This is a genomic window from Archangium violaceum Cb vi76 (genome assembly GCF_000733295.1).
Classification (GTDB): Bacteria; Myxococcota; Myxococcia; order Myxococcales; family Myxococcaceae; genus Archangium; species Archangium violaceum.
The window spans coordinates 17,136-34,817 of record NZ_JPMI01000056.1 but is presented as its reverse complement, the minus strand read 5'-3'; the positions used below and the strand labels follow the sequence as shown (position 1 = coordinate 34,817).

The window sequence follows — 17,682 nt, the reverse complement described above, 5'->3', positions numbered from 1 at the left end:
CCTGGTCAGTCGCAATAGTAGGGAACGAGCGGGCCATTCACGCCGAAGCGCATCATGAGCTCGCCCGCGAACCGCCAGATGTCCGCGGATTTGGCCGTATATCGGTTCTTCCTCCTGAACTGCCGCCAGGCCTCGTTCCATTGCCCACCTTCTGGACCGCCACTGTGCAGCCATTGGTGGAAGCTCCTGGGCAGGCGGATGGTGAATGCGTGGATGTCGATGCCCCTGCTTTCGACCCATTCGGCCAGGATTTTCTGCTGTGGGAAGATGTGATGTTTTTCGTAGGGCTCCCGTGGCGGGATGCTGCACATCCAGTGGCGCACTTCCTTTGGGACGAACCGGTCGCGCGTCTTCCAGTTGTGCCAGGGGATTTCGAAGACGGGATCCGCGGAGGTGGGCGCCGCCACGGGGTGCCCCCACCAGCGCTCGGGCGTGTCCGCGAGTGGAGAGCGCAGCTCCGTCGAGATGTTGGAGTCCGTTGGGGGACGCACTCCCGGCCAGGTGCGGAACACCATGGGAGGGCGGGCCACCGGGAGGTTTCCCCTCGCCAGGATGATGGGAGGCGCCTTCTCTTCCTCCACTTCGGCCACATCCTGGCAACGCCAGATGGCGCAGCGCTCCCCATCACAAAGTGGGACCACGCAGGTCGGGTCCGTGCGGGCCTCCTCCCAGGAGGAGGACACGGTCTCGGGTACTTCGTCCTCCGGTAGGGTGGACGCTGGGGTCGCGCAGGCGGTCAGCAGCACGAGGAGCGGGAGCAGGACGCGCATGCGGCCCAGCGTATTCGCGCGAGGCTGACCTGATCCATCTCCGTGGCTCTACCGCTGCACGATGCTCCGCGCCGACTTGATGGCCTGCTCCTGCGCGGCGGACGGCGCGAGGACGAGCAGCGCGGCGAGCGTCATGGCTGTGTCGCTGCCACTTCCAGAGGTTGGAAGACCACGCCATCCAATCCCAGGCGCTGGCACGCATCGACGAAGCGCCCGGTGCAGATGTTGACGTTCGAGTAGTCCTCCAACCGGAACAGGTCGAGGTGCTCGGGAAGGGTGGAGGCGTCCAGTATCGGGACGTCTGGAAGGGGGTGCATGATGCGACCGCAGCGGGGACAGGGAGGTTGAGGATTGGGGGGAAGGCACTTGGGGTGCAAGCGGCCTATGGGGAGCAACTCCAGTTCGAGCAGCTCAGGCGAGTTGCGCTGACGGAAGCGCAGGGCGGTCGGGCAGCCCTTGAGACCCTGGATTCCGTCCGTCTGGAGCTTGTCCAGTGCCTCACGTTGAATCAGCAGAATCTCGGAGAAGTCCGTGAACAGTGGCCCGAAACGGCCCTGTGCCTTGCCTTCGAGCGGGCCGAATGCCGCTCCTGGTTCCAGGAGCGCACCTGGAGGCAGCAGGGGCCGCACCAGCTCACACATCCGTTCATACTCCTCAATGGGTTTGGGCCAGGCGCTCTCGAAGTTGGCCAGGGATGTTACGGGAGTGAGGTCCACAGAGGGATACGTTCTGGAGTTGTCCCCCCAGGTCGCTTCGCAGGCAGGGCAGTCGAGGACGCCTGGAAGCCCCCATTTGTGCGAAGCGTCAATAGAGCCCGTATGGCCTGCGGACGTGTCTTCCTGGATACGGAAATAGCTCATACGCGGGGCTCCTCGCTTCCTGTCTTAATCGCAGTAGTAGGGGAGGAGAGGGCCATTTACGCCGAATCGCATCATGAGCTCGCCCGCGAATCGCCAGATGTCCTCGGCGTTGGCCGTTCTGCGGTTCTGGTTCATGAATTGCCGCCAGGCTTCATTCCATTGCCCTCCTTCGGGTCCGCCACTGTGCAGCCACTGGTGGAAGCTCCTGGGAAGGCGGATGGTGAAAGCATGGATGTCGATCTTCTTGCTCGTGACCCATGTGGCCAACGTCTTCTGCTGCGGAAAGATGTGGTGTTTCTCGTAGGGCTCCTTCGGGGGGATGCTGCACATCCAGTGGCGCACTTCCTTGGGGACGAACCGGTCGCGCGTCTTCCAGTTGTGCCAGGGGATTTCGAAGACGGGATCCGCGGAGGTGGGCGCCGCCACGGGGTGCCCCCACCAGCGCTCGGGCGTGTCCGCGAGCGGAGAGCGCAATTCCGTCGTGGCGTTGGAATCCGTGGGAGGCCGCACTCCCGGCCAGGTACGGAACACCATGGGAGGGCGCGCCACCGGGAGGTTTCCCCTCGCCAGGATGATGGAAGGCGCCTTCTCCTTCACTTCCGCCACGTCCTGGCAACGCCAGATGGCGCAGCGCTCCCCGTCACATATTGGCACCACGCAGGTCGGGTCCGCGCGAGCCTCTTCCCAGGAGGAGGACACGATCTCGGGTACTTCGTCCTCCGGTAGGGTGAACGCTGGGGTCGCGCAAGCGGTCAGCAGCACGAGGAGCGGGAGCAGGAGGCGCATGCGGCCCAGCATATTCGCGAGGCCGGCCTGCTCCATCTCCTCGGCTCTCTCCTCGGCCCTACCGCTGCACGATGCTCCGCGCCGACTTGATGGCCTGCTCCTGCGCGGTGGACGTGTCGAGCTTCACCACGTGCGGCACGGTCAGTCCCTTCTGGGCCGCGGGCCGCTGCTCGATGGCCGCCAGCCAGCGTTGCAGGTTCGGCAGCCCGTCCACGGACACGCCCGCCCAGTCATGCACGCGCACCCACGCCCAGTTCGCGATGTCGGCGATGCTGTACTCGCCCGCCAGGTACTCGCTCTCGCCCAGCCGCGTGTCCAGCACCGTGTAGAGCCGCCGCGTCTCGTTCTGGTAGCGCTCGATGGCCGCGGGAAGCTTCTCCGGGAAGTACCGGAAGAAGACGTTGGCCTGCCCCTGCATGGGGCCCACGCCCGCCATCTGGAACATCAACCACTGTGTCACCCGTGAGCGCCCCTTGCGGTCCGCCGGCAGCAGCTTCCCCGTCTTCTCCGCCAAGTAGAGCATGATGGCGCCCGACTCGAACACCGCGAAGTCTCCCTCCTCGCGGTCCACGATGGCCGGGATGCGCCCGTTGGGGTTGAGCTTCAGGAACCCCGGTTGCTTCTGCTCGCCCTTGCCGATGTTCACCGGGTGCACCGTGTACGGCAGCCCCAGCTCCTCCAGCGTCACGGACACCTTGTGCCCATTCGGTGTCGCCCACGTGTACAGGTCGATCATGCGCCGAACACCCCCTGCAGCACCTCGCGGTGGTAGTTGGTGCTGCCCGTGTGCGTGGAATGCCACTTCGCCGACTGGCTCAGCCGGTTCACCACCGCCTCGAACTCGGCCTGGCTCACGTCGCGCAGCGACATGTACAGCCGCGCCGCTCCCTGCAGGTACGAGAAGAGCGGGTGCGCGTCCGTCCCGTCCGGCCTGCGGCGCAGCTGGCGGAAGAGCCGCTCGAACTCCTCGTCCGTCTCGGGCCGGCCCTGGGCCGCGCAGTAGTTGGCGGCCGTCGACTCCAGCAGCAGGAGGAAGGGCTGGTACTGCGGCGGCGGTGTCCGCGACAGGTCCGGCGGCACCGCCGAGCCCGTCCACAACTGCGAGATGGGCTTGAGCGGCAAGAGCACCAGGCCCTCGTTGCCCATCACCGGCACCTCGTTGCGCACCGTCACCACCCGCTTGTTCTCGTCGCGCTGGATGGCCACGCGCAGCATCTCCGGCTGCTCCACCTTCAGGCCCGCGCGCTGCAACTTCTCCACGGCTTCACGATCCACGTCTCACCCCGGCACCTGTGAACGTCATCCGGATCTCCACTCCGGCGCGCCTCACCGGCCCAGCACGGACCAGTAGGGCTTGAGCGCCTCACGGCTGCGCTGCAGCGCCGCCGCCGCTTCCCTCGAGACCCCCATCGGGAAGCCGTCCTTCCTCTCTCCCGCCATCACCTCCACGCAAGCGTGCACCGACTCGGAGAGCCCCTCCAGCGAATAACCGCCCTCCAGCATCAACACCAGCCGCCCCTGGCAGGTGCTCTCCGCCAGCTCCCGGAGCGCCGTGCACATGGCCGCGAAGCCGCGCTCGGTGAGCCGCATGTCCGCCAGCGGGTCCGCGTGGTGCGCGTCGAAGCCCGCGGACACCAGCACCAGGTCCGGCTTGTAGGCCTGCGCCACCGGCAGGAAGAGGTCCTGGAAGAACGCCCCATAGTCCGCGTCCGTCGCCCCTCCCTCCATCCCGCAGTTGAGCGTGTAGCCGGCCCCGGGGCCCTCACCCACCTCGAAGGGCGCGCCCGAGTCCGGGTAGTAGGGGTACTGGTGCACCGACATGTACAGCACGTCGCGCCGCGTCCAGAAGGCCGCCTGCGTGCCGTTGCCGTGGTGCACGTCCCAATCGAAGATGAGCACCCGCTCGGCCCCCTGGCGGCGCGCGGCCTCCGCGGCGATGGCCACGTTGTTGAAGAGGCAGAAGCCCATGGCCCGGTCCGGCTCGGCGTGGTGCCCCGGGGGCCGCACCAGCGCGAAGGCGTTGCGTGCCCGCCCCGCCAGCACCTCCTCCACCGCCTGCACCGACGCCCCCGCCGCCAGCACCGCCGCGTCATACGTGTCCGGCGACGTCAGCGTGTCCGGGTCGATCACCTCGTGCCGGCCGCGCATCGCCCTCAGCGAGTCGCGCAGCCGCTGGGTGTGTACCGCCGCGAGCTCCTCCTCGGTGGCCGGACGGGGTGCCCTCCGCTCGGTCCCTCGGATGGGCTCCTGGTTGAGCAGGTCCAGGATGCGGGACAGGCGCTCCGGACACTCGGGGTGCTCGGGGCCCGGGTCATGACGGAGGAAGAGGGGGTCGGTCAGCAGCAGCGTCTGGGTCATGGAGGGGGCTCCCACCCATCCAGTATGGAGCGGATGGGCTCCCCACGCCCGCTCCCTCTCTCTCCGGGGGGCGCACCGCCGGTTTCTTGCCCTTCGAGGGTCAACCTTCCTACAGTCCCGAGGCCTTGCTCCGACGCCTGCCAAAACCCGGTCTCCGGGTCGTCCTCTTCGCGACCTTCACCCTGGCCCTGATCTTCATTCTCGGGGCCCTCCACTTCTCCATCTCCTGGATGGTCTCCAACTACCTGGAGTCCAGGCTCGTGGAGCACGGCCACGCCAAGGCCCGGGAGCTCGCCAGCGTCCTCACCCGGCCGGGCGCGGACACGATGGACATGCAGGCCGATACGGTGGCCATGCGGGCCATCGTGGGCGTGTCCGACGTGGACAAGGACTTCACCTACGCCGCCATCGTCTCCAGCGACCAGAGCATCCTCCTGGAGGGCGGCGTCCGGCCCGAGCGGCTCAACGATCTGATCGGCCAGCTGTTCCGGCCCGAGTCGCCCTCGTCCCTCGTGCTGCCCAACGGGGATCGGCTCCTGGCCGAGGCCTCTCAGGGTCCGCGGTGTGGCGCGGGGGGATGCCGCATCATCGTGGTGGTGGACTTCGCGCCCTTGCGCGACATCCTCAGTGAGCTCACCCTGCTGCTGGTGGCGGCCTTCGTCATCGGCCTGGCCGTGGTGGTGGGTCTCATCTACATCGTCACCCACAAGCTCATCCTCAAGCCGCTGGATCGCATGATGGCGGTGGCGCGCAGGATGGCCGAGGGGGACCTCACCAGCCGCGTCTCGGTGGAGACCACCGGCGGTGGTGGCGAGCTGGGCCAGCTGGCCGAGGCGCTCGACGGCATTGGCCAGTCGCTGCGCAAGACGCTCGGTCAGGTGCGCGGCGTGTCCGAGGTCGTCTCCGGCGTCATCGAGCAGCTCTCGCGCGCCGGCACCACGGTGTCCTCGGGCGCCTCCACCATCCAGGGCCGCGTGGAGGAGACGTCCTCGTCCATGGAGCAGATGCTCGCCAGCTTGCGTGGCATCGCGGAGAACGTGGAGGTGCTCTACCAGAGCGCCGAGGAGAGCAGCTCCTCCATCATGGAGATGGCCGCCACCAACGACGAGGTGGCCGAGAACGTCCAGGCCATGGCCGCCAGCGTGGAGGAGACCACCAGCGCCATCGAGGAGATGACGTTCTCCATCAAGGAGGTCGCCAAGAACATCGACGAGCTGCGCGACTCCACCCAGGAGACGTCCTCCAGCATCAGCCAGATGGACAGCTCCATCGGCCAGGTGGAGGCCAACGCCAACGAGACGGCGCGCCTGTCCGAGCAGGTGTCCGAGGACGCCAAGACGGGTGTGGACGCGCTGCGCAAGACGATGCAGGGCATGGACCGCATCAAGGAGTCCAGCCTCGGGGCCTCGGGCGTCATCGACAGCCTGGGCCGGCGCATCTCCGAAATCGGCAACATCCTCAACGTCATCGACGACGTGGCCGAGCAGACCAACCTGCTGGCGCTCAACGCCGCCATCATCGCCGCGCAGTCGGGTGAGCACGGCAAGGGCTTCGCCGTGGTGGCGGACGAGATCAAGGACCTGGCCGAGCGCACGGGCGCTTCCACCAAGGAGATCGCCGACCTCATCAGCCGCGTGCAGGAGGAGAGCCGCAACGCGGTGCAGGTGATGAACCAGGGCGTGCGCAACGTGGAGGAGGGCGTGCAGCTGGGCCGCGAGGCCGAGGGCAGCCTGCGGAAAATCAACGACAGCGCGCAGAAGTCCACGCAGATGGTGAAGGCCATTGCCCGGGCCACGGTGGAGCAGGCGCGCGGCAGCAAGCAGGTGACGCAGGCCATCCACCGCATCTCCGAGACGGTGCAGATGATCTCCAAGGCCTCCAACGAGCAGGCCAAGGGCGGCGAGCAGATCATGAACAGCGCCGAGCGGATGAAGGCGATTACGGCGCACGTGCAGCGCAGCAGCCAGGAGCAGGCGCACGGCAGCAAGCAGATCACCCGCTCCATCGAGAACATCAACGAGATGGTCACCCACCTCAACCGCGCCCAGAAGGAGCAGACCAAGGGCAGCGAGCAGGTGCTCAAGGCGGTGGAGGCCATCAAGGGTGTATCCGAGCACCAGACGCGCTCGGTGAAGGGGCTGGAGGAGGCCATCGACAGCCTCCAGCGTCAGTCCGAGGTGCTCCGCGCCGAGATCCGGCGCTTCAAGGTGTGAGAGCGGGGCGCGCGGGAGGAATCCCGTGCGCCCGCTCTGGCATCCAACTAGGAGGGGCACATGTCCTCGCCCCGAGCGGTCTCAGAGCGTGCGGTCGTCTTCCTGATTGGCGCGGTCCAGTTCGTCAACATCCTGGACTTCGTGATGGTGATGCCGCTGGGCCCCGACTTCGCGACGGGGTTGGGCATCGCCACCAGCCACATCGGAACCATTGGCGCGGCGTACACGGCGGCCGGGTGCGTGGCGGGGGTGGCGGGCAGCTACTTCCTGGACCGCTTCGACCGGCGCAAGGCGCTGGCGGTGGCCATGCTGGGGCTGGTGGTGAGCACGGCGGCGGGAGGACTGGCCACGGGGCTCACGTCGCTGCTGGTGGCGCGGGCGCTGGCGGGCCTGTTCGGCGGCCCGGCCACGTCGCTGTCCATGTCCATCATCGCGGACCTCATCCCGGCGGAGCGGCGCGGGCGGGCCATGGGCGCGGTGATGGGGGCCTTCTCGGTGGCGTCCGTGCTGGGCATCCCCCTGGCGCTGAAGCTGGCGGGTTGGGCGGGCTGGCGCATGCCCTTCTTCGCGGTGGCGGGCCTGGGAATGCTCCTGGTGGCCGGAGCCATCTTCTACCTGCCGCCGATTCGCGGACACCTGGAGCAACAGCGGGGCCCCGTCGTCAGCGCGAAGGAGCTGTTCACCCGGACGGACGTGCTCCTGTCCTACTCGATGACGTCGCTGCTCAACCTGGCGGGCTTCATCATCATCCCCAACATCTCCGGCTACGTGCAGCACAACCTGGGGTACCCGCGCGAGGAGCTGGAGCTCATCTACTTCGTCGGCGGGCTGGTGAGCTTCGTGACGCTGCGGGTGGCGGGCAAGGCGGTGGACCTGTTGGGCTCGTTCCGGGTGGGCACGGTGGGTTCGATGTTGTTCATCGGCACGCTCTACATCGTCTTCATCCACCCGCCGGCCGGCGTACCCCTGGTGGCCATCTTCGCGTGCTTCTTCCTGTCCATGGGGATGCGCAATGTGGCCTACAGCACACTCACCTCGCGCGTCCCGGAGCAGTCCATCCGCGCCCGCTTCATGTCCTTCCAGTCCGCCGTGCAGCACCTGGGCGCCGCGGCCGGGGCCTTCCTGTCTTCTCAGATGCTGACGGACCTGCCCGACGGGCAGCTCGGGGGGATGAACCAGGTGGTGTTCGTGTCCATGGCCCTCACGCTCATGGCGCCCGTCATGTTCTTCCTGGTGGAGCGCCGGGTGCTGGCGCGCGACCGGGTGGCCGCTGCCCCGCTCGCCGTGGTGCCCGTGCCCACCGGGGGTGGGAGTCCCCGGTCCTGAGGGGCGATTTGCCCCGTGTCCGCCCCCGAGTGCCGGGGGACGGGGAGGCAGGCGGACGGGACACCGTCCAATCGGGTTGCACCTCGCCGTCCGGGGCGCGATAACCCGGGGGGCGGTTCCCCCTGGATCCATCCGTTCATGTTCAACATCGGCGCAGGCGAGCTCATCCTCATCGTGGTCGTGGCGCTGCTCGTGCTCGGGCCGCAGAAGCTGCCCGAATTCGCGCGGACCATCGGTAAGTTCGTGCGCGAGTTCCGCCGACAGACCGATGAGGTCCGCACGGTGGTGGAGCGCGAGTTCTACAAGATGGACCAGGAGATCCAGGACGAGCCCCGTCCTCCGGTGCACCCGGCCACCCCGGCGGTGTTGCCCTCTCCGGTGCCCGCGCCCCTGCCCGTGCCGCCGTCCGTCATCGGCGCTCCGGAGGTGGCCCAGGCCCCCGAGCCGCAGGGCGCCGAGGCCGTCGTGGCCCAGGCCGCCAGCACTGCTTCTCCCACCGCCGAGCCGTCCGCCGCCGGGGCCGCGGAGCCGGACGCCCTTCCGCGTCTGGAGCCCATTCCCGGCACGGTGGCGCGCAACGCCCCCAAGAGTGGCTAGCCCTCGAGATTCGCGCCCGTGGATAACGACCTTCGGATGAGTCTGGCGGAGCACCTGACGGAGCTCCGCTCCCGCCTTCTCAAGTGCACGATCGCGGTGTTGGTGCTGGGCTGCGCGGCGTTGGTGTTCGCCAAGCCCATCTTCGGCATCCTGATGAAGCCGGTGCTGGACGCGTTGCCGGCCGAGGGCCGTTCGCTCGTCTACACCTCGGGCATCGAGGAGCTGAACGTCCTGATGAAGGTGGGCGTCTACTGCGGCATCTTCCTGACGACGCCCGTCATCCTGATGCAGATCTGGGGCTTCGTGGCGCCGGGGTTGTATCCGGATGAGCGCCGCTACGCGGGACCGTTCGTGTTCCTGGGCTCGGCGGCGTTCCTGGCGGGAGCGCTGTTCTGTTACTTCGCGGTGCTGCCGTCGATGTTCAAGTTCCTCCTCAACGACGAGGAGGGGCTGGCCATCTCCCAGCGGCTGGACGTGGCGAGGCTGAGGGCGGACGACGCGCTGCGCTTCCTGCGGATTGGGGACGCGGAGCGGGCGGGGCAGCTGGCGCGCGAGGCGAGCACGGGGCTGAAGGCGGACGGAATGGGGCAGATGCCGGAGGCGACGCGGGCGCCCTCGGAGAGCGTGGAGTTGGAGGCGCGGCTGGACGGGCTGGGGCGGCTGCTGGACGCGTCGGCGGACGGCTTCGGGGTGCAGGCGCGCAGCGTGCTGCGGCAGACGGTGGAGAAGCGGGCGGAGGCGGTGGAGGCGTACGCGAAGGCGGACTACGGGGCGTCGTCGAAGGCCATGGACGAGGCGGCGAGCCTGCTGGCCGGGGTGGCGCCCACGCGGACCGAGGAGCTGGCGGGGCTGTGGCGGCTGGAGAAGGAGCTGGCGCTGGGCAAGGCGCGGCACGTGGCGGCGTCGTGGACGAAGCCGATGCTGACGATGAACGAGCAGCTATCGCTGGTGCTGTTGCTGCTGTTGTCGTTCGGCATCATCTTCGAGCTGCCGCTGGTGATGGCGTTGCTGGGCCTGGTGGGCATCGTGAGGGCGGGCTTCCTGATGAAGTACCAGCGGCACGCGTTCGTGGTGTGCCTCATCGCGGCGGCGATCCTCACGCCGACGGGTGACGTGGTGAACCTGTCGCTGATGGCCGGTCCGATGCTGCTCTGCTACGAGTTGGGCGTGCTGTCGGTGTGGCTCATCGAGCGCAGGCGGGCGAAGCAGGAAGCCGAGACGAGCATCACCCCGACGACGGGAGCCTGAGGTCTCAAGCGAGAGCCCACTTGCCCCCAACCTCCTCTCTCCCAGGTGACGGAGCTATCGGGCAACTCGGGAGACCGGGTGGCCTGTGGTGTCCTCACCCGGGACGAGTAGGGGACGGCGCGGGTTCCCCGCCTCCGAAGAGCTCGCGCCGTGATATTCGATACCGATGCGACGGATTGCCAATCCAGTCTCTCGATGGGTGTTGGGATGGGTGCTGTTGGCGGGCCTCGTGGGCGGCGGTACGGCCCGCGCGCAGTGGGACTGCTACGCGCCCCAGCCCGGCCATCCCACGTCGGCGGAGAAGACGGCGTTCATCGACGAGCTCAAGGCCCACGCCCAGGAGGCGGAGGCGCGTTGGGGAACGCCCGCGGCCGCGCTGCTGGCCATGGCCGCCAACGAGTCTGGCTATGGCTTCACCCGCATCGGGCTCTACGCCAACAACCTGTACGGGTGGAAGTGGACCAGCTCGGAGGCGGCCGGTGGACGGCCCTCCTACGTGCTGGCGTGCCAGCCCTCGTGGGACCCGAACAACAAGTACGTCAGCTTCAGCAACCGGCGGGAGGCGGTGCACTTCATCGGGATGAAGCTGGCCACGCTCGCCCGCTACAAGCCCATCACCGAGCGCTACGTCTCGGACATCCGCGGCGGGGTGGCCGTCACCACCGCCGTCAACCGCTGGGTCCAGGGGATTCAATCCGCCGGCTACAACCCCTACGCCTCCTACGTCACCAAGACGGTCTCCTATCTCAACAACTACCTGTCACCGGGCAGCACGTACTCGTCCGCCTCCAACCTCTACAAGTATTCGCCGGTGACGGGGGCGGTGGAGGATGTCTGGGTCTCCATCGACGCGCCCTCCCCGGGAGCCACCGTGTCCGGGAGCGTGGCCTTCAATGCCTCGGTGGGCGGCGGCGCCGTGGACACCGTGAAGCTCTACAGCCGCCGGGATGGCGCCACCGAGTGGTACGCGATGGCCTCGGACACCACCGCGCCCTACGGCGCCACCTGGGCCACCAACCCCTGGGTGGCCGATGGGGCGTACGAGCTCAAGGCCGAGGCGTGGAAGGGGACGGTGCTCAAGGCCACGGGGACCCTCCGGGTCCTGGTGAAGAACGCGGCGGCCTCGGTGTCCTTCTCCTCGCCCGCAGGTGGAGTCACCGTCTCGGGCAACGTCTCGCTGCAGGCGGGCGTGAGCGGAGCCACCGTGGAGGGCGTGCGCTTCTACAGCCGCACCGCGGGTACCTCGGACGCGTGGTACCTCCTCAACACGGACACCACGTCGCCCTACGCCATCTCCTGGGCCACCCACCCGTGGGTGAATGACGGGGACTACGACTTGAAGGCCGAGGCGTACCAGGGCACCAGCGTGGTGGCCACCGGTCTCACCTCGGTGACGGTGAAGAACGCCACCGCGCAGACGTACTGGGTGGACTTCTCTTCCCCGAGGAACGAGGCCCAGGTGGCGGGCACCGTGAGCGTCCAGCTCTCCGCGGCCGGGCATCCCCTCGACGACGTGGACACCGTCAAGCTGTTCAGCCGCGCGGCCGGTTCCACGGCGAGCTGGTACCTCATCACCACCGACGCCAGCGCGCCCTTCGCGCTCTCCTGGGCCACGAGCCCCTGGGTCACGGATGGCCGCTACGAGCTGAAGGCCGAGGCGTACCGGGCGGGCGCGCTGGTGGCCAGCAAGGTCATCACCGTGGCCGTGCAGAACGCGGACACCCTGCCTCCCGCCGTGTCCCTCTCCACGCCGGCGGACGGTGCCATCGTCCAGGGCAACGTCACCCTCTCCGCCACCCCGAGCGACGCGAGCGGCATCTCCCGGGTGGAGTTCTACAGTGACTCGGGCAACTACCTCCTCGCCACCCGGACGAGCGCGCCCTGGTCCATGTCCTGGGCCACGGACCCGTGGGTGAAGAATGGCTACCAGACGCTGGTGGCTCGCGCCTGGGACACCGCGGGCAACACCGCCGAGTCGCGCATCACCGTGATGGTGGACAACCCGGGCAGTGGCATCACCCTCAACAACGGCCTGGACAATACCAGTCTGTCCTTCCGGGTGGGCGGCAGCGCGTACTGGTACGGCGACGGCAAGTCCTACTACACGGACAACGACTCGGCCCGGAGCGGGCAGGTGGGCCATGGTCAGACGAGCACGCTCGAGTTCACCGCCGACGGCCCGAGGACACTCCGGTTCATGTGGCGGGTGAGCTCGGAGCAGTACGCCGACTACCTGGAGCTGTGGATCGACGGGGCGAAGAAGAACAGCATCTCGGGTGAGACGGCGTGGGCCGCCCAGTCCTGGTGGTTGGCCGCGGGGAGCCACTCCGTGCAGCTCATCTATCGCAAGAGCGGCAGTGGCACGGCCGGCGGCGACGCGGGTTGGGTGGACTTCCTGCGGCTGGAGTGAGGCGTGTCCGCGCGAGTTGCACGAAGCCCCACGCGCCCAGGAGCCAGTACGCACAGCTCAGGCCCACCAGCACCGTGAAGGCCCCCACCAGGATGTTCATGTCTGACATCGTGTCATGCGCCTCGTGGGTGGTCGAGGTGCCACGGCCGTGGTACGCAGGCAGGCGATGGTGACTCCCCGCCGCCGCCTGGCGATGAATCTGCGGTACCTGTTCGCGCTGCTGCGCCGTTTCCGCACGACGGTCCTCATGGCGGTGTTGCTCTTCGGCTGCATGCCGTTGCTCTACCGCTGGCGCTACGTCGGGCCGGACGGGCACGGGGTGAGCCTGGGCAAGGCGCTACGCCACGTCTACTTCCTGCTCTACGGGCAGCCCTCTCTGGACGTGGATGACAGCCTGTTGATGTTCCTCGACATGGTCATCCCGCCGGTGGGCATCGCGGTGCTCGTCGACGGCGTGGTGCGCTTCGCCTATCTCTTCTTCGCCAGGCACCGGCAGGACAAGGAGTGGTTCGAGGTGATCGCCGAGACGTTCAAGGGGCACGTGGTGGTGTGCGGCGCGGGGAGGGTGGGGTACCGCGTGGTGGTGCAGTTGCGCTCGCTGGGCATGGACGTGGTGGTGGTGGAGAAGCGCGAGGAGGCGGCCTTCGTGGCGGTGCTGCGCGACGAGCAGGTGCCGCTGCTCATCGACGACATCCGCAGCCACCAGTGCCTGCCACGCACCAACGTGAAGACGGCGGCGGCCATCGTCTGCGCCACGGACGATGACCTGGCCAACCTGAACATCGCGCTGGACGCGCGGAAGATGAACCCGGACATCCGCGTGGTCATCCGGCTCTTCGACGATGACCTGGTGGCCAAGGTGCGCGACACCTTCAAGGCCGAGGCGCTGAGCAGCTCGTCGCTGGCGGCTCCCGCCATGGCGCTGGCGGCGTTGGATCCGCGCATCGTCCACTCGTTCCGCATCGGCACGCACCTGATGGTGGTGTCCGTCTTCGAGGCGCGTGAGGGGCTGCCAGGGTTGACCATCTCCGAGGTGCGGGACCGCTTCGGAGGGCTGGCGTTGTCCATGCGCCGGGGCGGCAAGGGCGCCGAGTTGCTGCACCCCTCCGGCGATACGCGCATCGAGGTGGGAGACGCGGTGACGCTCCAGGCCGAGTACCACGACTACAAGCAGCTGCGCGCCTTCACCCAGGAGGTGGACGCTCCCGTCTACGCCCATCACGCTGGGAGCTGAGCCCGGCCTTCACTGCTCGCGGTGCTGGAGGCGTTCCAACTCGGCCGTCAGCTCCGCGATGCGGCGCTCCGCCTCTTCGCGCCGCCGCGCTTCCTGCTCGCGCAGCCGCGTTTCCTGTTCGCGCAGCCGCGCCTCTTCGTCCACCCGCCGCTGCACTTCCTCCAGCTTCTCGCGCATTCGTTCCACCAGTTCTCCCGACTCCAGCAGCAGCGCGTTGCCTGCCCATATCTGCAAGCGCGCGTTCACCACCTCCAGCTCCAGTCCCAGCACCTCCGAGGTGTAGCGGCCCTGCTTCGTCTCCATCCGCTCGTACCGCTTCACCCCCGACTCCGGTAACCGGTAGCCCTCCAGCCGCTCCCGGGCCCGGTCGTAGATGAAGTATTCGGGAATCCCCAACCGCGCGTAGCGCTCCACGTTGTGCTCGGCGTCCTTCTTCCGGTCGCCGCCCACGTGGACCTCCAGCACCCAGTCCAGCCCCTTGCCCTCGTGGCTCACCACCCACTTCTCCCGCTCGTGCGTCTCCACATCCAGCACCACCAGCAGGTCCGGGGCGAAGCGGCGCTCGCCCGGGTAGTAGATGGGCAGCTCCGCACCGATGTACACCTTGCGCCGCTGATGGCTGAAGTAGCCCTCGAGCAGGTCCAGCGTGCGCACCTTGGCCCGGAGGTGTTTGTCGCCCTCCGGCATGGCCATCTCGTCCCACGTCACCTCTCCGGGCAGTGACTCCACCACCCGCTCCCGCTCCTCCGGCCCCATCGCCTCCCACTCCTCTTGTGTGGGCGCCCGGGGGATGGCGTCCTCACCCTCGTGTGTGTGCCGTCCCATGCCTTCAAGCCTGCGACGGGTGACCTCTCCGGTCAACTGCCCCCGCGCTACTTCTCAGCAAGGAGCGGGCCGAGTGGACAATGCGTACGCCGCCGAGTGCAGGGCGGCCGGCAACACCTCCTCCACCGTTCCTGGCGTGGAGGGGGCGTCCCCTCCCGTGGACGTGCCCTCGTACCCCGGGCCCGGAGCTCGAGGCAGGGCGAGCGCGCGCCGCAGCAGCCCGTCGAGCGGCTCCCACTCGATGAGGAAGCCGTCGTGCCCGTGCGCACTGGAGAGCTCCGCGTACTCCGCGTGGCGTCCGAGCGTCCGCAGGCGGTTCGTCAGCCGCTCCATGTGCTCGGGGTAGAAGAGCTGGTCGTTGTCGATGCCCACGCACAGGGCACTCGCGCGGATGCGGGCCACTCCCCAGGGTTCACCCGCGTCTCCCTCCGGCGCCCGCGCGAGGTCGTGGTGATCCATCGCTCCCAGCAGCGCCAGGTAGGTCCGCGCGTCGAAGCGCGCCCTCAGCTTCGCTCCCTGGTACTCCAGGTAGCTCTGGATGGGGTAGAGCGCCCGCGAGGACCACTCGGCCGACTGGGTCTCTCCCGGGCGCGGCTGGTTCCTCCCGTGCCGCGATTGCAGGCCCGGCTCCGCCCGGTAGGTGAGCATCGCGAGCTGCCTCGCCAGCTCCAGGCCTCGCGCGGGCGCCTCGGGGAACTCCGGGTCCAGCAGCAGCGCCTGCCTCGCCACGTGGTTCCACCCCACCACCCACGGACTCGCCTCCTCCGCCGCCGCGATGGGACAGATTCGCTCGAAGCGCTCCGGCGCCAGTACGGCGAGGCACAGGACGATCATCCCTCCCAGCGAACCCCCGACCACCAGGGCGAGCCGCTCGACTCCTAGCGCGTCCAACGCCTGCAGGATGGCCCGCGCCTGGTCCCACGGCGTCACCGTGGCCGGTAACTGGTGCTCGTTCTGCCGCAGGCCTCCCCTTGGCAGTGGCTCGGGAGGGGTGAAGCGGTGGTCGTCCACGCGCCCCGGGAAGCCCTCGTCCGCCGGCCCCGAGCTCCCGTAACAGGAGCCCAGGTTGTTGAAGCACAGCAGCCGCATCCGCTCCGGATCCAGTGCTCGGCCCGGTCCGATGACCGGCTCCCACCACCCTCCCTCTCCTCCCGCTCGCATGTCTCCCGTCAGCGCGTGCACCAGCAGCACCGTGGGCACCGTCGCGTCCGGGCTCACCGGGGGCTGGTTCCGTGGCGGAGTGGCCAGCCGGTGGAGCTCTTCCTTCGTGCGGCGCACGACTCTCAATGCGTTCTCCCGCACCGTTTCTTTCGGGAGTAGCTGGGCTCTTGAACGCAGCCAGGGCAGGTCCTGCTCGGGCCCCCACCACCAGCCTCGCGCCACGTGGGACATGACCCGCGCCCCTGCTTCGAGCGGCAGGTCGGGCAGTGAGAGGTCGAAGACACAGGGCGACGGAAACATGCGGGGTTCCTCGTGGGATGGGTTCACGGTGCGATGCAGACCCTCACCCCAGCCCTCTCCCAGAGGGAGAGGGGGCATACACGGAGCCAACCTGGTTGGGCTCGATACCCTCACCCCGTCCCTCTCCCGGAGGGCGAGGGGTGGTTGGGCTCGAGTGGGGCACTGGGGCAGGGGAGTGGACGTAGGGAGATGGATGGGCTCTTGGTTCAGGTCTCCGCGAGCCCCTGCTCCAGGTCCGCTCGCAGATCGTCCAGGTGCTCCAGTCCCACCGACAGCCGCACCAGTCCGTCCGTCACTCCCGTGCTCAGCCGCTCCTCCGGCGTCAACTGCTGGTGCGTCGTGCTCGCCGGGTGGATGATCAACGAGCGCGTGTCACCGATGTTCGCCAGCAGGCTCCACAGCTTCACTCCATCGATGAGCTTGCGTCCCGCCTCCACTCCCCCTCGCACCCCGAACGTCACCAGTCCCCCCGCTCCGTTGCGCAGGTACTTCTTCGCGTTCGCGAACGACGGGTCCTCCTCCAGCCCCGGGTAGCGTACCCACTCCACCTTCGGGTGCCGCCGCAGCCACTTCGCCACCGCCAGCGCGTTCTCCGAGTGCCGCTCCACCCGCAGCTTCAACGTCTCCAGCCCCAGGATGAAGGCATGCGCGTTGAACGGGCTCAGCGCCGGGCCCAGGTCCCTCAGTCCCTCCAGCCGCGCCTTGCCAATGTACGCCGCCGCTCCGAGCGCCTCCGTCAGCCGCAGCCCGTGGTAGCCCGGGTTGGGCTCGGTGAACTCGGGAAAGCGTCCGTTGTCCCAGGGGAACGTGCCCCCATCCACGATGACGCCGCCAATCGACGTCCCGTGGCCACCGATGTACTTCGTCGCGCTGTGCACCACGATGTCCGCCCCGTGCTTCAACGGGTTGAACAGCGCCGGCGACAGCGCCGTGTTGTCCACGATGAGCGGTATCCCCGCCTCGCGGGCAATCGTCCCCAGCGCCTCGAAGTCCGGGATGTCCAGCCGCGGGTTGCCCACAGACTCGATGTAGAGCGCCTTCGTCTTCGGCCCGATGGCCGCCTTCACCTCGTCCGGCTTGTTCGCGTCCACGAAGCGCGTCTGGATGCCCAGCCGCGGCAGCGTCACCTTGAACAGGTTGTACGTGCCTCCATACAGGCTCGTGGCCGAGACGAGCTCGTCACCCGCCTTGAGGATGTTCAGGATCGCCAGCGTCTCCGCCGCCTGTCCCGACGCCACCGCCAGCGCCCCCACTCCGCCCTCGAGCGCCGCGATGCGCTTCTCGAAGACGTCCGTCGTGGGGTTCATGATGCGCGTGTAGATGTTGCCCGGCTCCTTGAGCGCGAACAGATCCGCCGCGTGCTGCGCGTTGCGGAAGCGGTAGCTCGTCGTCTGGTAGATGGGCACCGCGCGCGAGCCGGTGGTCGGATCGGGCTCGTAGCCGGCGTGCAGGGCCAGGGTCTCGAAGTGCTTGGACTGCGACGGATTCGTGCTCATGGAGGTGCTCCTCGGGTGGGCTGAAAAGCCACGAGGGCACCGGAGGCCATGAAACGACTGAGCCCACCGACCCTCGCGGGATGGTGGGCTCCGCTCTG

General features: G+C 68.3%; 15 protein-coding genes. 6 read left to right on the top strand and 9 right to left on the bottom strand.

The features are described 5' to 3' along the window. Positions 1-5: 5 nt before the first annotated feature. The 6 genes from sitA6 (Q664_RS51870) to Q664_RS09600 form a co-directional block, all read right to left on the bottom strand. Positions 6-770 (bottom strand): SitA6 family polymorphic toxin lipoprotein, encoded by a 765-nt coding sequence (gene sitA6 / locus Q664_RS51870; protein WP_052517897.1) that lies wholly within the window; start codon positions 768-770, stop codon positions 6-8. Between the two features lie 131 nt (positions 771-901). After that, positions 902-1,630 carry a SitI6 family double-CXXCG motif immunity protein gene (gene sitI6, locus Q664_RS09620; protein WP_043392514.1) on the bottom strand — a complete coding sequence of 243 codons (729 nt, stop codon included), beginning with the start codon at positions 1,628-1,630 and terminating at the stop codon, positions 902-904. A gap of 24 nt (positions 1,631-1,654) precedes the next feature. Further along, on the bottom strand, positions 1,655-2,416 hold the full coding sequence (sitA6, locus tag Q664_RS51865) for a SitA6 family polymorphic toxin lipoprotein (protein WP_235216628.1): 762 nt from the start codon (positions 2,414-2,416) through the stop codon (positions 1,655-1,657). A gap of 58 nt (positions 2,417-2,474) precedes the next feature. Beyond that, on the bottom strand, positions 2,475-3,152 hold the full coding sequence (locus Q664_RS09610) for a glutathione S-transferase family protein (protein ID WP_043392512.1): 678 nt from the start codon (positions 3,150-3,152) through the stop codon (positions 2,475-2,477). Next, positions 3,149-3,691, bottom strand: a complete 543-nt coding sequence (locus Q664_RS09605) for a hypothetical protein (protein ID WP_043392510.1) — start codon at positions 3,689-3,691, stop codon at positions 3,149-3,151. Before Q664_RS09605 ends, Q664_RS09610 begins: the two co-directional genes overlap by 4 nt. A 51-nt stretch (positions 3,692-3,742) precedes the next feature. Then, on the bottom strand, positions 3,743-4,774 hold the full coding sequence (locus Q664_RS09600) for a histone deacetylase family protein (RefSeq protein ID WP_043392508.1): 1,032 nt from the start codon (positions 4,772-4,774) through the stop codon (positions 3,743-3,745). A gap of 230 nt (positions 4,775-5,004) precedes the next feature. On the opposite strand from Q664_RS09600, the gene Q664_RS09595 reads away from it, so the two are divergent. From Q664_RS09595 to Q664_RS09570, 6 genes are all read left to right on the top strand, one after another. After that, on the top strand, positions 5,005-6,987 hold the full coding sequence (locus tag Q664_RS09595; protein ID WP_235216631.1) for a methyl-accepting chemotaxis protein: 1,983 nt from the start codon (positions 5,005-5,007) through the stop codon (positions 6,985-6,987). Between the two features lie 60 nt (positions 6,988-7,047). Further along, a complete protein-coding gene (locus Q664_RS09590) occupies positions 7,048-8,313 on the top strand; it encodes an MFS transporter (protein WP_043392503.1) in 1,266 nt (421 codons plus the stop codon). 138 nt (positions 8,314-8,451) lie between these two features. After that, the gene (tatB, locus tag Q664_RS09585) at positions 8,452-8,910 is read left to right on the top strand and encodes a Sec-independent protein translocase protein TatB (protein ID WP_043392501.1); all 459 of its coding nucleotides are present in this window, start codon (positions 8,452-8,454) and stop codon (positions 8,908-8,910) included. Positions 8,911-8,946: 36 nt separating this feature from the next. After that, positions 8,947-10,158, top strand: coding sequence for a twin-arginine translocase subunit TatC (tatC, locus tag Q664_RS09580; protein ID WP_043392499.1), 1,212 nt, complete (start codon positions 8,947-8,949; stop codon positions 10,156-10,158). Between the two features lie 199 nt (positions 10,159-10,357). After that, positions 10,358-12,568, top strand: coding sequence for an Ig-like domain-containing protein (locus tag Q664_RS09575; protein ID WP_160174370.1), 2,211 nt, complete (start codon positions 10,358-10,360; stop codon positions 12,566-12,568). Positions 12,569-12,734: 166 nt separating this feature from the next. Continuing rightward, positions 12,735-13,802, top strand: a complete 1,068-nt coding sequence (locus Q664_RS09570) for a potassium channel family protein (RefSeq protein ID WP_043392494.1) — start codon at positions 12,735-12,737, stop codon at positions 13,800-13,802. 9 nt (positions 13,803-13,811) lie between these two features. Here the strand turns inward: Q664_RS09570 and Q664_RS09565 are convergent, their stop codons facing one another. The 3 genes from Q664_RS09565 to Q664_RS09555 form a co-directional block, all read right to left on the bottom strand. Continuing rightward, positions 13,812-14,627, bottom strand: a complete 816-nt coding sequence (locus Q664_RS09565; protein WP_043392492.1) for a Uma2 family endonuclease — start codon at positions 14,625-14,627, stop codon at positions 13,812-13,814. Between the two features lie 54 nt (positions 14,628-14,681). Then, a complete protein-coding gene (locus tag Q664_RS09560) occupies positions 14,682-16,088 on the bottom strand; it encodes a homoserine O-acetyltransferase family protein (protein WP_084609667.1) in 1,407 nt (468 codons plus the stop codon). 206 nt (positions 16,089-16,294) lie between these two features. Then, positions 16,295-17,584, bottom strand: coding sequence for an O-acetylhomoserine aminocarboxypropyltransferase/cysteine synthase family protein (locus tag Q664_RS09555; RefSeq protein WP_043392490.1), 1,290 nt, complete (start codon positions 17,582-17,584; stop codon positions 16,295-16,297). Positions 17,585-17,682: the final 98 nt, after the last annotated feature.